14 protein-coding genes are annotated in these 15,236 nt (G+C 71.3%); 4 read left to right on the top strand and 10 right to left on the bottom strand.

Features of this window, described 5'->3' with window-relative positions; genetic code table 11:
• Positions 1–2 precede the first annotated feature (2 nt).
• From ACZ9QC_RS10070 to ACZ9QC_RS10085, 4 genes are all read right to left on the bottom strand, one after another.
• Positions 3–2,645 (bottom strand): sensor histidine kinase, encoded by a 2,643-nt coding sequence (locus ACZ9QC_RS10070; RefSeq protein ID WP_472919857.1) that lies wholly within the window; start codon positions 2,643–2,645, stop codon positions 3–5.
• A gap of 192 nt (positions 2,646–2,837) precedes the next feature.
• Complete coding sequence (locus tag ACZ9QC_RS10075) at positions 2,838–3,614, bottom strand: DUF3710 domain-containing protein (protein ID WP_472919858.1); 777 nt, start codon at positions 3,612–3,614, stop codon at positions 2,838–2,840.
• Position 3,615: 1 nt separating this feature from the next.
• Positions 3,616–4,164, bottom strand: coding sequence for a dUTP diphosphatase (gene dut, locus ACZ9QC_RS10080; RefSeq protein ID WP_472919859.1), 549 nt, complete (start codon positions 4,162–4,164; stop codon positions 3,616–3,618).
• Positions 4,161–4,745, bottom strand: coding sequence for a PaaI family thioesterase (locus ACZ9QC_RS10085; RefSeq protein WP_472919860.1), 585 nt, complete (start codon positions 4,743–4,745; stop codon positions 4,161–4,163). Before ACZ9QC_RS10085 ends, dut begins: the two co-directional genes overlap by 4 nt.
• Positions 4,746–4,858: 113 nt before the next feature.
• Here ACZ9QC_RS10085 and ACZ9QC_RS10090 point away from each other — a divergent pair, with 113 nt between their 5' ends.
• A complete protein-coding gene (locus ACZ9QC_RS10090) occupies positions 4,859–5,323 on the top strand; it encodes a DUF3093 domain-containing protein (RefSeq protein WP_472919861.1) in 465 nt (154 codons plus the stop codon).
• Positions 5,324–5,993: 670 nt separating this feature from the next.
• Here the strand turns inward: ACZ9QC_RS10090 and ACZ9QC_RS10095 are convergent.
• From ACZ9QC_RS10095 to ACZ9QC_RS10110, 4 genes are all read right to left on the bottom strand, one after another.
• Entirely contained in the window at positions 5,994–6,950 is a 957-nt protein-coding gene (locus tag ACZ9QC_RS10095; protein WP_472919862.1) for a hypothetical protein, read from the bottom strand.
• Positions 6,951–6,963: 13 nt separating this feature from the next.
• On the bottom strand, positions 6,964–7,260 hold the full coding sequence (locus ACZ9QC_RS10100) for a DUF4193 domain-containing protein (RefSeq protein ID WP_005481602.1): 297 nt from the start codon (positions 7,258–7,260) through the stop codon (positions 6,964–6,966).
• A gap of 406 nt (positions 7,261–7,666) precedes the next feature.
• Positions 7,667–8,923 (bottom strand): sensor histidine kinase, encoded by a 1,257-nt coding sequence (locus ACZ9QC_RS10105; protein WP_472919863.1) that lies wholly within the window; start codon positions 8,921–8,923, stop codon positions 7,667–7,669.
• A 6-nt stretch (positions 8,924–8,929) separates the two neighbouring features.
• Complete coding sequence (locus tag ACZ9QC_RS10110; RefSeq protein WP_009340866.1) at positions 8,930–9,583, bottom strand: response regulator transcription factor; 654 nt, start codon at positions 9,581–9,583, stop codon at positions 8,930–8,932.
• Positions 9,584–9,994: 411 nt separating this feature from the next.
• Between ACZ9QC_RS10110 and ACZ9QC_RS10115 the strand changes: the two genes are divergently transcribed.
• Complete coding sequence (locus ACZ9QC_RS10115; protein ID WP_184900211.1) at positions 9,995–10,168, top strand: hypothetical protein; 174 nt, start codon at positions 9,995–9,997, stop codon at positions 10,166–10,168.
• A gap of 243 nt (positions 10,169–10,411) precedes the next feature.
• Here ACZ9QC_RS10115 and ACZ9QC_RS10120 read toward each other — a convergent pair whose 3' ends face one another.
• Positions 10,412–11,230 (bottom strand): inositol monophosphatase family protein, encoded by an 819-nt coding sequence (locus tag ACZ9QC_RS10120; protein ID WP_472919864.1) that lies wholly within the window; start codon positions 11,228–11,230, stop codon positions 10,412–10,414.
• An 8-nt stretch (positions 11,231–11,238) separates the two neighbouring features.
• A complete protein-coding gene (locus tag ACZ9QC_RS10125; RefSeq protein ID WP_472919865.1) occupies positions 11,239–12,369 on the bottom strand; it encodes a ferrochelatase in 1,131 nt (376 codons plus the stop codon).
• Between the two features lie 149 nt (positions 12,370–12,518).
• Between ACZ9QC_RS10125 and ACZ9QC_RS10130 the strand changes: the two genes are divergently transcribed.
• Positions 12,519–13,760, top strand: coding sequence for an MFS transporter (locus ACZ9QC_RS10130; protein WP_472919866.1), 1,242 nt, complete (start codon positions 12,519–12,521; stop codon positions 13,758–13,760).
• On the top strand, positions 13,720–15,039 hold the full coding sequence (locus ACZ9QC_RS10135; protein WP_472919867.1) for a D-arabinono-1,4-lactone oxidase: 1,320 nt from the start codon (positions 13,720–13,722) through the stop codon (positions 15,037–15,039). Before ACZ9QC_RS10130 ends, ACZ9QC_RS10135 begins: the two co-directional genes overlap by 41 nt.
• Positions 15,040–15,236 lie beyond the last annotated feature (197 nt).

The raw sequence follows: 15,236 nt of genomic DNA on the forward strand, positions 1-15,236 counted from the left end.
CCTCATGTGGTTCGCCTCTCTGCCGATATGGCCGTGCCGACCGGTGCGTCGGCGGTCCGGTCCGCCGACGGGACGGCGTCCGCCGATGTAGACGTGTCCGCGGCCGGGTCGGTGCCCGACGAGGAGTCCGTGACGGGCCCGGAGCCGTTCTGTGCGGCCCTCACGGTCAGCACCATGGTGAGGCCGCCGCCGGGAGTGTCCTCGGCGTCGAGCGTGCCGCCCATGGCCTCGGCGAAGCCCCGGGCGACCGCGAGACCCAGGCCGACGCCGGCCCCGCGCGGGGCGTCGCCATGGCGCTGGAAGGGGGCGAAGATGCGGTCCTTGGCCTCGTCGGGGACGCCGGGGCCGCGGTCGGTGACCCGGACCTCGACGCGGCCGCCGAGGGCGCTCGCGGAGACCTGGACGGGCGTGCCGGGCGGGCTGTACTTGACGGCGTTCTCGACGATGTTGGCCACCGAGCGCTCCAGCAGGCCGGGGTCGACGGCGACCATGGGCAGAGTCTCGGGTATCTCCAGCCCGACGCTGCCCTCGGGGACACCGCCGAGCGCCATGGGCACCACCTCGTCGAGGTCGATCTCGCGGATCAGGGTGGTGACCGTGCCGGTCTGCAGCCGGGACATGTCGAGGAGGTTGCCCACTAGGTGGTCGAGCCGGTCGGCGCCGTCCTCGATCCCTGCGAGCAGTTCGGCCTCGTCCTCCTCCGACCAGGCCACGTCGTCGGAGCGCAGGGACGACACGGCGGCCTTGATGCCGGCCAGCGGGGTGCGCAGGTCGTGGCTGACGGCGGCGAGCAGCGCGGTGCGGATGCGGTTGCCCTCGGCCAGCGCCTTGGCCTGGTCGGCCTCCTGCTGGAGGCGCCGGCGGTCCAGGACGACCACGGCCTGGGCGGCGAACGCGGCCAGCACCCGGCGGTCCTCGGCGGGCAGGACGCGGCCGGAGAGGGCGAGCGCCATGTGGTCGCCGACCGGCATGTCCACGTCCGCGGCCTCGGGCCGGTCCATCTGCCGGGGGCCCACGCTGCCCGCGCAGGTCCACGGGTCGACCTCGCTCTCGCGCTCCAGCAGGGCCACCGACTCCATGCCAAAGGTTTCGCGCACCCGTTCGAGGAGTGCCTCCAGGCTGGTCTCCCCGCGCAGCACACTGCCCGCGAGGAACGACAGGATCTCCGACTCGGCGCGCAGCCTGGCCGCCTGGTGCGTGCGCCGGGCCGCGAGGTCCACCACGGAGGCCACCGCCACCGCGACCCCTATGAAGACCACGATGGCGACGATGTTCGTCGGGTCGTCGATCGTCAGCGTGTGCACCGGCTGGGTGAAGAACCAGTTGAGCAGCAGCGAGCCCAACACGGCCGCGGCCAAGGCGGGCAGTAGACCGCCGAGCAGGGCCGCGGCCACCGTGAGCGTCAGGAAGAGCAGCATGTCGTTGGCGAGACCGAGGTCGGTCTCGAAGGTGGCCAGCAGCGGCGCGAGCAGCACCGGCCCGGCCGTCCCCACCAGCCAGCCCCAGATCGTCCGGGCCCGGCCGAGCCGTGCGCCCCGGGCGACGGGCAGGCCGCGCCCCTTGCCCGCCTCGTCGTGCGTGATCAGGTGGACGTCCAGGTCGGGCCCGGAGTCCCGGGCGACGGTGGCGCCGACGCCCGGCCCGAAGACGTACTGCCAGCTCTTGCGGCGCGAGACGCCCAGCACGATCTGGGTGGCGTTCACCCCGCGCGCGAAGGCCAGCAGCGCGGCGGGGATGTCGTCGCCGACGACGTGGTGGAAGGTGCCGCCAAGGTCCTCGACGAGGGTGCGCTGGACGGCGAGTTCCTTGGGCGAGGCGGAGGTCAGCCCGTCGCTGCGGGCGATGTAGACGGCCATGACCTCGCCGCCCGCGCCCTTCTCGGCGAGCCGAGCGGCTCTCCGCAGCAGGGTCCGCCCTTCGGGGCCGCCGGTCAGCCCGACCACGATCCGCTCGCGGGAGCCCCATATCCGCGACACCTGGTGCTCGCTGCGGTAGGCGTTGAGGTACTCGTCGACCCGGTCCGCCACCCACAGCAGCGCCAGCTCCCGCAGGGCGGTCAGGTTCCCGGGGCGGAAGTAGTTCGACAGTGCGGCGTCGACCTTGTCCGGCTGGTAGACGTTGCCGTGCGCCATCCGTCGGCGGAGCGCCTGCGGCGACATGTCCACCAGCTCGATCTGGTCCGCCCGCCGCACCACCTCGTCGGGGACGGTCTCGCGCTGCCGTACGCCGGTTATGGACTCGACGACGTCACCGAGCGACTCCAGGTGCTGGATGTTGACGGTCGAGACCACGTCGACACCGGCGGCGAGCAGATCCTCGACGTCCTGCCAGCGCCTGTCGTTGCGGGAACCAGGCACATTGGTGTGGGCCAGCTCGTCCACGAGGGCGACCCGGGGCCGCCGGGCGAGCACGGCGTCCACGTCCATCTCGGTGAAGACCGCGTCCCGGTACTCCAGCGTCCGGCGCGGAACCTGCTCCAGCCCGTGCAGCATCACCTCGGTGCGCGGCCGGCCGTGATGCTCCACGACGGCCACCACGCAGTCGGTGCCGCGTTCGATCCGGCGGTGCGCTTCGGACAGCATCGCGTACGTCTTGCCGACGCCCGGTGCCGCACCGAGGTAGATCCGCAGCTTTCCGCGTCCCATGTCCCCATTGTCTTCCCGTGACCACTGCCCACGCAGCGTCGACCTTACGGCCAATAATCACGGCAAAACGGACAGAGGCGGCTGGGGGCCGCCTCTTTGACACAACTCTGACGCCGGCGCCCCGAGGGGCACGGGGAACTGCGTGACCGGTCGCGCGGACCCGCAGTTCCCAGACGGCCTCGGCCGGAACGGCTAGCGGACCTCGGTGATCTCCGGCCCGCGCTGCAGCTGTCCCATGCCGCCGGAGAAGCGGGAACCGGCCTGCTCCTCCTGCTGGACCCCCTCGGGGACCATCTGCGCGTCGTTCGGCAGCTTCAGGACGATCGGGTCGCGCGGAGCCATGGGGCCCTCACCGCGGACGACGACCGTGTCCCGGAAGATCTGCTCCAACAGCCCGGCGGTCTGCGGCTCCACCGCGCCCCGCCCGGAGATCACTCCGCGCAGGAACCAGCGGGGTCCGTCCACGCCGACGAAGCGGACCACCTGGAAGCCACCCGTGCCGTCCGGCAGCTGCACCGGCACCTGAGCGCGGAGCTCCCAGCCCAGCGGGCCCTCGACCTCGTCGATGACCCCGCCCTGCTGGGTGATGCCGGAGGCGATCTCCTCGCGGACCTCACCCCAGATGCCCTCGCGCTTGGGAGCGGCGAAGGCCTGCAGCTGGACCGCGCTGTCGCGCAGCACGACCGTCGCGGCGACGATCGCGTCACCGGCGACCTCCACCCGCAACTCCATGCCGTCGACTCCGGGCACGAAGATGCCCCCGAGGTCGACCCGGCCCTCGCCGGGCTCGCGCACCTCGGAGCTGTCCCACGGCCCGTCCGGCCGGGGCTCGGGCTCCAGCCGCACGCGCTCCCGCTCGACGCCCGCCTCGGCGTCGGCTTCCCCGGCAACGCCGTCGACCTGCTCGGCCTCGCTCGCCGCGTCCGCCGCGTCCTCAGCGGAACCCTTCTTCTTGCGACGTCCGAACACGTCACTGTCCTTCCCGGTCGGATACGACCGAAGCGTATCGATTCCCACCCGTTGTGCCGCTTGTGCTGCTTGTGCCGCTTGCTCCGTCCACGGCGGCGTGACCGCCGGTGGACCCGAAGCCCCCCTCGGCCCGCGCCGAGTCGGGAAGCTCCGCCACCTCCTGGAAGCGCACCTTCTCGACCTGCTGGACGACCAGTTGGGCAATCCGATCGAAGCGCTCGAACCGTACGGCTTCATACGGGTCGAGATTCACCACGATCACCTTGATCTCCCCACGGTACCCGGCATCAACCGTCCCCGGGGCATTCACCAGGGCGACGCCGCAGCGGGCGGCGAGACCGGAGCGTGGGTGCACGAAGGCCGCGTACCCCTCGGGGAGCGCGATGGACACCCCCGTGGGCAGCACGGCCCGTTCGCCGGGCCTCAACTCCCGGCTCTCCGTGGTGCGCAGGTCGGCGCCCGCGTCACCGGGCCGCGCGTAGTCCGGCAGCGGCACGTCGGGGTCGACGCGCCGGACGAGGACCTCGAGAGGGGGACGGCCGCCGCTCACGGGTTCACCTCGAAGGCTCGGGCCCGCCGGACCTGGTCCGGGTCCTTCATGGCCGCCTGGATCTCCTCCGCGCGGCCGTGGTCGATGAAGTGGTCGACCTTGACCTCGACGAAGAGGGCGTCGGCACGGACGGCCAGCGGTCCGTCGGGGCGGCCGACGCGTCCCTCGGCCCGCGCGAAGATCTTCCGCCCGGCCACCGCCGTGACCTCGGCCCTCAGATGCAGTACGGCCCCCACGGGGACGGGCTGCAGGAAGTCGGTCTCCAGGCGCCCGGTCACCGCGATGGTGCGCAGCAGCCAGGTGAGGGAGCCGAGGGTCTCGTCCAGGGCACTGGCCAGGACCCCGCCGTGGGCGAGCCCCGGCGCGCCCTGGTGCGCGGGCCGCACGGTGAACTCGGCGGTGAGAGTGACACCTTCGCCCGCCCTGGCCTCCAGGTGCAGCCCGTGGGGCTGCTCGCCACCACAGCCGAAACACTGCCCGTAGTGCGCGCCGAGCAGCTCGCCGGGGGCGGGTGCCTCGGGATGGCGTACGGGCGCCGTGGCGTCCGCCGGGGGCCGCAGGGCCGCGGAAGTACCTCTCACAGCCGCAGACCTTACCCGTCCGTCAGCGTCCGGCCATCGCCCCTACGGGCAGGGTTTCCCCTCGGACGCCCCTACCTCCGGGGCCGGAGGGTCCGCGTGCCAAGCTTGACGCCATGCAGCTCTCCGTCCCGCCGTACGAAGAACGGCTCACGGCTCCCCGCACCTGGTGGCTCGTCTGCCTCCTGGTCGGCGTCTCGATGGCCCTGATCATGCTGCCGTTCGGCACGCTCCCCCTGCTGGGCGGCCTCGTGGGCGGGACCGCGATCGCGGCGGTCGTCACCAGTTCCTACGGCTCGATCCGCATCCGAGTCGTCGGCGACTCCCTGATCGCGGGCGAGGCGAAGATCCCGGTGAGCGCCCTCGGCGAACCGGAGATCCTGGACCGGGAGGAGGCCCAGGCCTGGCGCACGCACAAGGCCAACCCCCACGCCTTCATGCTCCTGCGTGCCTACGTCCCGGCGGCCCTCCGCATCCCGATCACCGACCCGAACGACCCGACCCCCTACGTCTACCTGTCCACCCGAAACCCCGAAGCCGTGGTCGCGGCCCTGGCAGCGGCGAAGAAGACGACGGCCTAGCGAGCGTCCGGCGGGCCGACACCCCAGGCAGCGCGGCGCGCGACCTGCTGACCGGCGGCACGCGGCGCCGCAGCGCACGGCTCCCGGACCGACGTCGTGTGGCGACGCGGCGCGCGAGCTGTCGGCCGCCCACAGCCCGACGTGGCCCACGGTCGGTCACCCAGCCACTCGCGGCGACACAGCACCCGGCTCGCGGGCGGTGAGCCATGGCAGCACGACAAGCGGCTCGTCGGCCGGCGAGGCTCCAGACGGCCAAGCGGCGGGCCGCTTGGCGGTGGATGACACGTGGCGGCGCGCAGCGCGCGGGTCACCCGGCGCGAAACACAGCCCCGAGGCAGCAGAACGGGCCCGCCGCCGACCCGCACAGCCGTGCGACAGGGCGCGGGATTCCCTACTGAACTCTTACCGCCGAGAAGCACCCGGCCGCCGCGCCGACCCCTCCCACCGAGCCGCCCCTCGGCCGGTCCGGCCCCTGCGGCCTGCCCGGCGCTTCGGCCAACCCGGCCCTTCCTTCTGACCAGCCCCTCCCGCGGCCACGTTTCTTCCCGCCGCAACGGCCTTGCGCCGCGACGGTGGCCTCCGGCGGTGCCGGACCCGGGCGCGTCCGGCGGTGCCCGACCCGGGCGCGCTCGATCGGCGCGCACCCGCAGCCGACCGGCGGCGTCACGCGTCAGCCGCCGCCGAGTTCCTCCGGCAGTTCCCCCACCGTCAGCGGATCCACCGGCTTCTCCAGCGGCGGCAGTTCCGGCAACGCCTCCCACGGCACCTGCATACGCCGCAGGTCCTTGCGGATCCGCTCTGCCAGGTGCTTGGTGTCCCGGCGGTTCATGACCGCCCCCACCGCGGCACCGACCAGGAACGGCATCAGGTTCGGCAGATTGCGCACCATCCGCTTCATGATCTGCTGCCGCAGCTGCCGCTTCATCTGTCCACCGAGCGCCGAGTTGATCGTCGACGGCTTGGTCACGTCGATCCCGCGCTCACCGGACCAGGAGTCCAGATAGGCGGTACTGCGCTGCCGTAGATTCCCCGGCGGCCGCACCCCGTACAGCTCGTGCAGCTCGGCGATGAGCTTCAGCTCGATCGCGGCGACGCCGGTGATCTCGGCGGCCAGCTCCGCGGGCATGGCGGGAGGCGTCGGCAGCATCGCCGCGGCCCCGACACCCGCCCCCACCGTGGAGGACGCGTTGGCCGCCCCCGCGACGAGCTTGTCGGCGATCTGCTCGGGTCCCAGCCCCGGGAACTGGGCGCGCAAGGTCGCGAGATCGCGCACGGGGATCCGTGGGGCGATCTCGATGACTCGGTCGGTGATGTACGCGAGCCCCGCTCGGGCCCGGTCACCGCTCTTGCGGGCCCCGACCTTGAGGCCCTGTTTCACTCCGTCCCGGACGGCGGCGACGGCCGCGCGCCGGCTGGCGACCGGCGCCGGATCGTCCACCGGAACGGGCAGGCGTCCCTGCTCGTCCGTGGCCTTCCCCGACGCCGAATCGGACGCACGTTCGAGCGAGGCCGCTCCCTGTTCGGAGGAGCCCCGCTCGTCATCACGCACGCCGTCGGAGCCGTCGTACGGCCCCTGGTCCGCCCCCTTGCGGGAGCGGCGCTTCCAAGGAGGGGTCGAGCCAGTCACGGCCGACCCTGCCTCAGTCGCAGTCGCGGCAGATCGGCTGACCGTTCTTCTCGCGGGCCAGCTGGCTGCGGTGGTGCACCAGGAAGCAGCTCATGCAGGTGAACTCGTCCTGCTGCTTGGGCAGCACCCGGACGGCCAGCTCCTCGTTCGAGAGGTCGGCCCCGGGCAGTTCCAGGCCTTCGGCGGCCTCGAACTCGTCTACATCCACGGCGGACGTCGACTTGTCGTTCCGGCGAGCCTTGAGCTCTTCCAGGCTGTCCGAGTCGACGTCGTCGTCGGTCTTGCGTGGGGTGTCGTAATCCGTTGCCATGTCGCGCTCTCCCCCTCTGGGTGTCTGCGGTGTCTCCAGCGCACGTAACGCGTGAGAGGCCGGACTTGTGCCCGACCTGAGGCGGAGATTTTGCCTCACATCAAGGTCTGTTACTCAATCGACACCCAACCGGACTCCTCAAGAGTGATCGGCTTGGATGGCGAACGGGACCGTACACGGTCCTGAGGCTGCATTTCAAAGGCGCCTCAGCATGTACTTCCCGTGATCTCAACCCCCGAAAACCCGGATTTTCCCGGCTTTACGACGGCCACATGATCACGCTCGGTAGATGGCTGGAAAATCGCCCCTGTGATCGATCACACATCGGTCGTGCACGACCGTTTCGATCAGGCGCCCGGGAAATTCCGCGCAAAGCGAACACGTCCCGGAACCGGGGGTCATTTTCTCAGACCGGAAGGGTCACTCGCATCACGAGCCCGCCTCCTTCACGTGGCCGGGCGGCGATGTGGCCGCCGTGCGCGCGGGCCACGGAGCGGACGATCGACAAGCCGAGGCCCACCCCCTTGTCGCTTCCCGTGCGCTCCGTACGCAGCCGCCGGAACGGCTCGAAAAGGTTGTCGATCTCGTACGCCGGGACCACCGGCCCGGTGTTCGTGACCACCAGCAGGGCCTGTCCGTGCTGGAGCTCGGTGGTGACCTCCACCCAGCCGTCCGTGCCCTGCACGTTGTACCGGACGGCGTTCTGGACGAGGTTCAGGGCGATCCGCTCCAGCAGGACGCCGTTGCCCTGGACGACCGCGGGGGCCCGTTCACCGCGGATCTCCACCTTCTTGGCCTCCGCCTCGGAGCGCACCTGGTCGATGGCCCGGGAGGCGACCTCGGCGAGGTCCACCGGCTTGCGCTCGACGATCTGGTTGTCGCTGCGGGCGAGCAGCAGCAGACCCTCGACGAGCTGCTCGCTGCGCTCGTTGGTGGCCAGCAGCGTCTTGCCCAGCTGTTGCAGCTCGGTCGGCGCGTTCGGGTCGGAGAGGTGCACTTCGAGGAGGGTGCGGTTGATCGCGAGGGGTGTCCGCAGCTCGTGCGAGGCGTTCCCGACGAACCGCTGCTGGGCCGTGAAGGCCCGCTGGAGCCGCTCCAGCATCTCGTCGAAGGTGTCCGCCAGCTCCTTCAGCTCGTCGTCCGGGCCGTCCAGCTCGATACGGCGGGACAGGTCGGAGCCGGCCACCGCGCGCGCGGTGCGGGTGATCCGGCCGAGCGGCGCGAGGACCCGGCCCGCCATCGCGTACCCGAAGGCGAAGGCGATCACGGCGAGCCCGAGCAGCGCCAGCAGGGACCGGCTCAGCAGGGTGTCCAGGGCCACCTGGCGCTGGGCGTCGATACAGGCGGAGATCGCGGCGTTGAAGTCCGCGAGCCGCACATTGGTCGAGCCGGCGTCCACCGCGGGACACTTCTCGCTGGTGACACTGATGTCCGTGCCGCCCACGATCTTGAACAGCGGCGCGTTGCCCGTGTTCACCGCCTGGGCGGCCAGCAGGTAGATGATCGACAGCAGCAGGATCCCGGCGATCAGGAACATGCCGCCGTACAGCAGCGTGAGCCGTATCCGGATGGTCGGGCGCAGCCACGGGAGCGGGTTCTGGGGCCGCCTGGGGTCCCAGGTGGGTTTCGGGGGCGCCAGCGGGGGCGCGGGGGTCGTGGCCATGGCGGATCAGATCCGGTAACCGGAACCGGGCACGGTGACGATGACCGGCGGTTCGCCGAGCTTGCGGCGCAGCGTCATGACCGTCACGCGGACGACGTTGGTGAACGGGTCGGTGTTCTCGTCCCAGGCCTTCTCCAGGAGCTGTTCCGCCGAGACGACGGCGCCCTCGCTGCGCATCAGCACCTCCAGGACCGCGAACTCCTTCGGCGCGAGCTGGACCTCCTTGCCGTCGCGGAAGACCTCGCGGCGGTTCGGGTCCAGCTTGATGCCGGCGCGCTCCAGGACGGGCGGCAGCGGCACGCTCGTCCGTCGGCCGAGGGCACGCACGCGTGCGATGAGCTCGCTGAACGCGAAGGGCTTGGGCAGATAGTCGTCGGCGCCGATCTCCAGGCCCTCGACACGGTCGCTGACGTCGCCGGACGCGGTGAGCATCAGCACGCGCGTGGGCAGCCCGAGCTCGACGAGCTTGCGGCAGACGTCGTCGCCGTGGACGAGGGGAAGGTCGCGGTCGAGGACGACCACGTCGTAGTCGTTGACGCCGATGCGCTCCAGGGCGGCCGCACCGTCGTACACGACGTCGACGGCCATGGCCTCCCGGCGCAGTCCGGTGGCCACCGCATCGGCGAGCAGTTGCTCGTCCTCGACGACGAGTACGCGCACGTCGCTTGTCCTTCCTCTGTCCACCCGCGTAGCGCGCCACGGGCGCGCACGGGCAGGGTGTTCGTGGGTGTGTGACCTCCATCCTGCCTTTTTCAGCCGTAAGTCGGCTGTAAGACGACTCCGGGCGGGAAGAGCGGGGGCGCTCGACCGGGAATGCGGGATTTTTTCGTCCGGTTGAGGTTTCCGTCCGAGAGCCCGAGGGGAGGACGGCTTTACACCCCGCGATCACGCTCTGCTTGTGCCGCACCACCATGCGGCACGGATCCGCTTTTCCGCAGAGTGGGCGTGGGTGTCCGGCACCGTCGCCGCCCGGCCAGGGCGGCGCTGGGCATCCACAGGAGACGTGATCGCCCCTTCCGAACGGCACACCCCCGTGCCAACGACCCACGACCCAGGACGAGGGGGCGCAGCATGGACGCATTCACCGCAGGACTTCTGCAGCGCATAAGGGCGACCGAGTCCGACCTGACCAGGGCTCGCGACGAGGGCGACGACTTCCTCGTCGAGGTGGAGCAGGGCGAGCTCGACGACCTGCGCCGCCTCGCCGCCGACCACGGTGTGGAGGTCGGCGCGCAGAGCGTCTGATCCACGGCCCACACGCACGACAGCGATCCCCCCGGCAGATCCAGACCGGGGGGATTGCTGTTTTTTTGAGGCTCGGTTCGCCTCCGGGGCGCTTGTGCCTGTGTCGAGAGCGCGATCGTGCTCGGCCCTCCTTCGTCGGGCGCTGCGCGCGTTCGCGCTCTCGACACAGGCGCGCCCCTTCGGCTCACTCGCCGTAGGGCGCCCTCTGCTGCTGTGGCTTGAGTGCGCCTGCTGGTGCGGACCTCAGTCGTGCCAGGCGCCGAGGGCGTCCAGGCGGGTCTGGAGGGCCTCGAAGAGGACCGGTGGGGCCGCGATGGTCAGGTCGGTCGAGAGGGGCTCTCCGGGGCGGCCACCGGTCAGGGCGCCCGCCTCCCGGGCGATGACGTCGCCCGCGGCGTAGTCCCAGGGGTTCAGACCGCGCTCGTAGTACGCGTCGAGGCGGCCCACGGCCACGTCGCAGAGGTCGATCGCGGCCGAGCCGCCGCGCCGGATGTCCCGGACGTGCGGGATCAGCTCGCGCAGTACGTCGGCCTGCCTGGCGCGGCGCTCGGCGAGGTAGCCGAAGCCGGTGCCGACGAGGGCCAGCTCCGGCTCCGGGGCGGGTCGCACACGCGCCGGGCGGTCGTTCAGGAAGGCGCCCTCGCCGAGGACGGCCCGGAAGGTCTCGCCGCGCACCGGGGCGTGGACCACGCCCACGACCGTCTCGCCGTCCACCCGGACGGCGATGGAGACGGCCCAACTGGGCAGTCCGTAGAGGTAGTTGACGGTGCCGTCGAGGGGGTCGATCACCCACTGGACGCCGCTGGTGCCCGCGACGCTGGCGCCCTCCTCGCCGAGCACGCCGTCGTCCGGCCTGTGCTCGGCCAGCAGGCCGGTGATCAGCTTCTCGGAGGCGATGTCCATCTCGGTCACCACGTCGACCGCGCTGGACTTGGTGGCGGCGACGCCGAGATCGGCGGGTCGGCCGTCGCGCAGGAAGTCCCCCGCTCGGCGGGCGGCGTCCAGGGCGATCTCCAGCAGTTCGGCCTTCAGGCCGTCCGGACGCTCGGGCTGGTCGGTCACGGTGCTCCTCACGCGTACGGGCTGTCGACGCCCGCGGCGGCGGGCTGCGGGGTCCTGGCCGGGCAGCAGCCGACCGGGCACAGGTTGTGGCTGGCGCCGAGCGCGCCGAGCGCGCAGGGGGTGACCGCGTCCTCGCCGCGCTCGGTCGCCGCTCGCTCCAGGACCAGGTCGCGGACGGCTGCGGCGAACCGGGGGTCGGCGCCCACCGTGGCCGAGCGGCGGACGGGCAGGCCCAGTTCCTCGCCCTTGGCCATGGCCTCGGTGTCGAGGTCGTACAGGACCTCCATGTGGTCCGAGACGAACCCGATGGGTGCCATCACGACGGCCGGGACGCCGGCCGCGTGGCGCTCCTCCAGGTGGTCGCAGATGTCCGGCTCCAGCCACGGGATGTGCGGGGCGCCGGAACGGGACTGGTAGACGAGCTGCCAGGGGTGTTCGACACCGGTCCGCTCGCGCACCGCGTCGGCGATGAGCTGCGAGACGTCCAGGTGCTCCGCGACGTACGCGCCGCCGTCCCCGTGGTCCTCGACCGGGCCGGAGGTGTCCGCCGAGGCGTTGGGGATGGAGTGCGTGCAGAAGGCGAGGTGCGCGCCGTCGCGGACGTCGTCGGGGAGGCTGGCGAGCGACTCCAGGACGCCGTCGATCATGGGTTCCAGGAAGCCGGGGTGGTTGAAGTAGTGCCGGATCTTGTCGATCCTCGGCAGCTCCAGGCCCTCGGCCTCCAGGGTGGCGAGCGAGTCGGCCAGGTTCTCGCGGTACTGACGGCAGCCCGAGTACGAGGCGTACGCGCTGGTGGCGAGGACCAGGATGCGGCGGCGGCCGTCGGCGACCATCTCGCGAAGGGTGTCCGTCAGATAGGGCGCCCAGTTGCGGTTGCCCCAGTAGACCGGCAGGTCCAGGCCGTGCTCGGCGAAGTCCTTGCGCAGGGCGTCCAGCAGGGCGCGGTTCTGGTCGTTGATGGGGCTGACCCCGCCGAACAGGAAGTAGTGCTGGCCGACTTCCTTCAGGCGCTCCTTGGGGATGCCTCGACCCCGTGTCACGTTCTCCAGGAACGGGACCACGTCGTCCGGGCCTTCCGGGCCGCCGAAGGAGAGCAGGAGCAGGGCGTCGTAGGGGGTGGCGTCGTGCGCGTGTGGCATGTCCCCGATCCTGCCACCCGGCACCGACGGACGGGATCCCGGCCCAGCCCGAGAATGACTTAGGGTGACCTCACTCGTAAGCTGTATCGACGGAGTTCGCGCCTTACGAGGAACTCGTCCCTCCGCTTCCCGGAACGACCGGAGCCCCCGTGCCCAGCCCCTACACCGCCCTGTTCGCCGCACCCGGCACCAAGGGCTTCACCGCCGCGGGACTCCTCGGCCGGATGCCGCTGTCCATGATGGGCATCGGCGTGGTCACCATGATCTCCCAGCTCACCGGCCGGTACGGCCTGGCCGGCGCGCTCTCGGCGACCATCGCGCTGTCCGCCGCCGTGCTCGGCCCGCAGATCTCCCGGCTGGTGGACCAGTACGGGCAGCGGCGGGTACTGCGTCCGGCGACCCTCGTGGCACTGGCCGCCGCCGCGGGACTCCTGGTCGCCGCGCACTACGGCTGGCCGGACTGGGTGCTGTACCTCTGCTCGGCCGGCATCGGCTGTGTGCCGAGCCTCGGGGCGATGACCCGGGCGCGCTGGGCGGCGCTGTACCGGGACACCCCGCAACTGCACACGGCGTACTCCTTCGAGTCGGTCGTCGACGAGGTGTGCTTCATCTTCGGGCCGATCATCTCCATCGGGCTGTCCACGGCGTGGTTCCCGGAGGCCGGACCGCTGCTCGCCGCCTGCTTCCTCGCGGCCGGGGTCTTCTGGCTGACGGCCCAGCGCGCCACGGAGCCGGCGCCGCACCCGCGCGAGCGGCACGACAAGGGGCGTTCGGCGCTGCGTTCGCCCGGACTGCAGGTCCTGGTGGCCACGTTCGTGGCCACCGGAGCGATCTTCGGAGCCGTCGACGTGGTCACCGTGGCCTTCGCCGAGGAGCGGGGCCACAAGGCCGCCGCGAGCGTGGTTCTGGCCCTCTACGCGGCCGGTTCCTGCGCCGCGGGCATCGTCTTCGGGTTGCTGCGCTTCTCCGGTGCGGCGGAACGTCGATGGCTGCTGGGCGTGTGCGGCATGGCCGTGAGTATGATCCCCCTCCTACTGGTCGGAAACTTGCCGTTTCTGGCCGTGGCGCTCTTCGTTGCGGGTCTGTCCATCGCACCCACGATGATCACGACGATGTCCCTCATCGAGGAGCACGTACCACGCACGCAACTGACCGAGGGCATGACCTGGGTGGGCACCGGGCTCGCGGTCGGGGTGGCGCTCGGATCCTCGGTCTCCGGCTGGGTGATCGACGCGGCCGGGGCGAAGGCGGGGTACGTGGTTCCGGCGGCCTCCGGGGCCGTCGCGGTCGCGGTCGGTTTTCTCGGGTACCGCCGGCTGCGCAGGCCGGCTCCAAGGCGGGGAGGGCCCCATGAGCACCACAGTGATCGGCAAGAGCGGCACGTGGCGTAACTGGGCGGGGAACGTCACCGCCCGCCCGGTGCGGGAGGTCACCCCGGCCACCGTCGAGGAACTCGCCGCGGCCGTAAGGCAGGCGGCCGAGGACGACCTCCGGGTGAAGGCCGTCGGTACGGGCCACTCGTTCACCGCCGTGGCCGCGACCGACGGCGTGGCGATCCGCCCCCAACTGCTGACGGGCATACGCAAGATCGACCGTGAGGCCATGACCGTCACGGTCGCCGCCGGCACTCCGCTCAAGAGGCTCAACCTGGCTCTCGCGCGCGAGGGGCTCTCGCTCACGAACATGGGCGACATCATGGAGCAGACGGTGTCCGGCGCGACCAGCACCGGCACCCACGGCACCGGCCGCGACTCGGCCTCGATCGCCGCCCAGATCCGGGGGCTCGAACTGGTCACCGCCGACGGGTCGGTGCTGACCTGCTCCGCGACGGAGAACCCCGACGTGTTCGCCGCGGCCCGCGTCGGCATCGGCGCCCTCGGCATCGTCACCGAGATCACCTTCGCCGTGGAGCCGATCTTCCTGCTCACGGCGCGCGAGGAACCGATGCCGTTCGAGCGGGTGCTGGCCGAGTTCGACGAACTGCACGCCGAGAACGAGCACTTCGAGTTCTACTGGTTCCCGCACACCGGCAACACCAACACCAAGCGCAACAACCGCAGCGCGGGCCCCGAGAAGCCGGTACCACAGCTGAACAGCTGGTTCGAGGACGAGTTCCTCTCCAACGGCGTCTTCCAGGTGGCCAACTGGGTCGGCCAGGCGGTTCCCGCGACCATCCCGACGATCGCGCAGATCTCCAGCCGCGCCCTGTCCGCGCGGAGCTACACCGACATCCCCTACAAGGTCTTCACTTCTCCGCGCCGAGTGCGGTTCGTGGAGATGGAGTTCGCCGTTCCGCGCGAGGCCGTCGTGGACACGCTGCGTGAACTCAAGGCGATGGTCGACCGTTCGAACCTGCGCGTCAGCTTCCCCGTCGAGGTGCGCACCGCACCGGCCGACGACATCACGCTCTCCACCGCCTCCGGCCGCGAGAGCGCCTATGTCGCCGTGCACATGTTCAAGGGCACGCCCTATCAGGCCTACTTCACCGCCGCCGAGCGGATCTTCACCGCGCACGAGGGACGGCCGCACTGGGGCAAGGTGCACACACGGGACACGGACTACTTCGCCAAGGTCTATCCCCGCTTCGGCGAGTTCACCGCGCTGCGTGACCGGCTCGACCCCGAACGGCGTTTCCAGAACGACTACTTGCGCCGCGTGCTCGGGGCGTAACCGGACGGGCGGTTCTGGCGATCATGTGAAGCACGTCCCTCCCGGGGTCACGAAAAGGTCTGTTCCGGCGGCGTATTGACGTCTCCCATGAGAAGTTGAGCGGCGTGCCGATCCACGCAAGTGGCCCGAATGGAGTACTGTTGCGAGCCCTGGGTCCGGACTCCCGCCAGGGTGTCCGGGGCCTTCGAGGACCGCCG

The sequence above is a fragment of the Streptomyces sp. HUAS MS02 genome, from assembly GCF_055702265.1.

Bases quoted from the DNA above. Each gene is read 5' to 3' on its own strand.
- ACZ9QC_RS10125 (WP_472919865.1), bottom strand. From the start codon at position 12,369: ATGCCACACGCGCACGACGCCACCCCCTACGACGCCCTGCTCCTGCTC.
- ACZ9QC_RS10115 (WP_184900211.1), top strand. From the start codon at position 9,995: ATGGACGCATTCACCGCAGGACTTCTGCAGCGCATAAGGGCGACCGAG.
- ACZ9QC_RS10100 (WP_005481602.1), bottom strand. From the start codon at position 7,260: ATGGCAACGGATTACGACACCCCACGCAAGACCGACGACGACGTCGAC.
- ACZ9QC_RS10105 (WP_472919863.1), bottom strand. From the start codon at position 8,923: ATGGCCACGACCCCCGCGCCCCCGCTGGCGCCCCCGAAACCCACCTGG.
- ACZ9QC_RS10135 (WP_472919867.1), top strand. From the start codon at position 13,720: ATGAGCACCACAGTGATCGGCAAGAGCGGCACGTGGCGTAACTGGGCG.
- ACZ9QC_RS10090 (WP_472919861.1), top strand. From the start codon at position 4,859: ATGCAGCTCTCCGTCCCGCCGTACGAAGAACGGCTCACGGCTCCCCGC.
- ACZ9QC_RS10070 (WP_472919857.1), bottom strand. From the start codon at position 2,645: ATGGGACGCGGAAAGCTGCGGATCTACCTCGGTGCGGCACCGGGCGTC.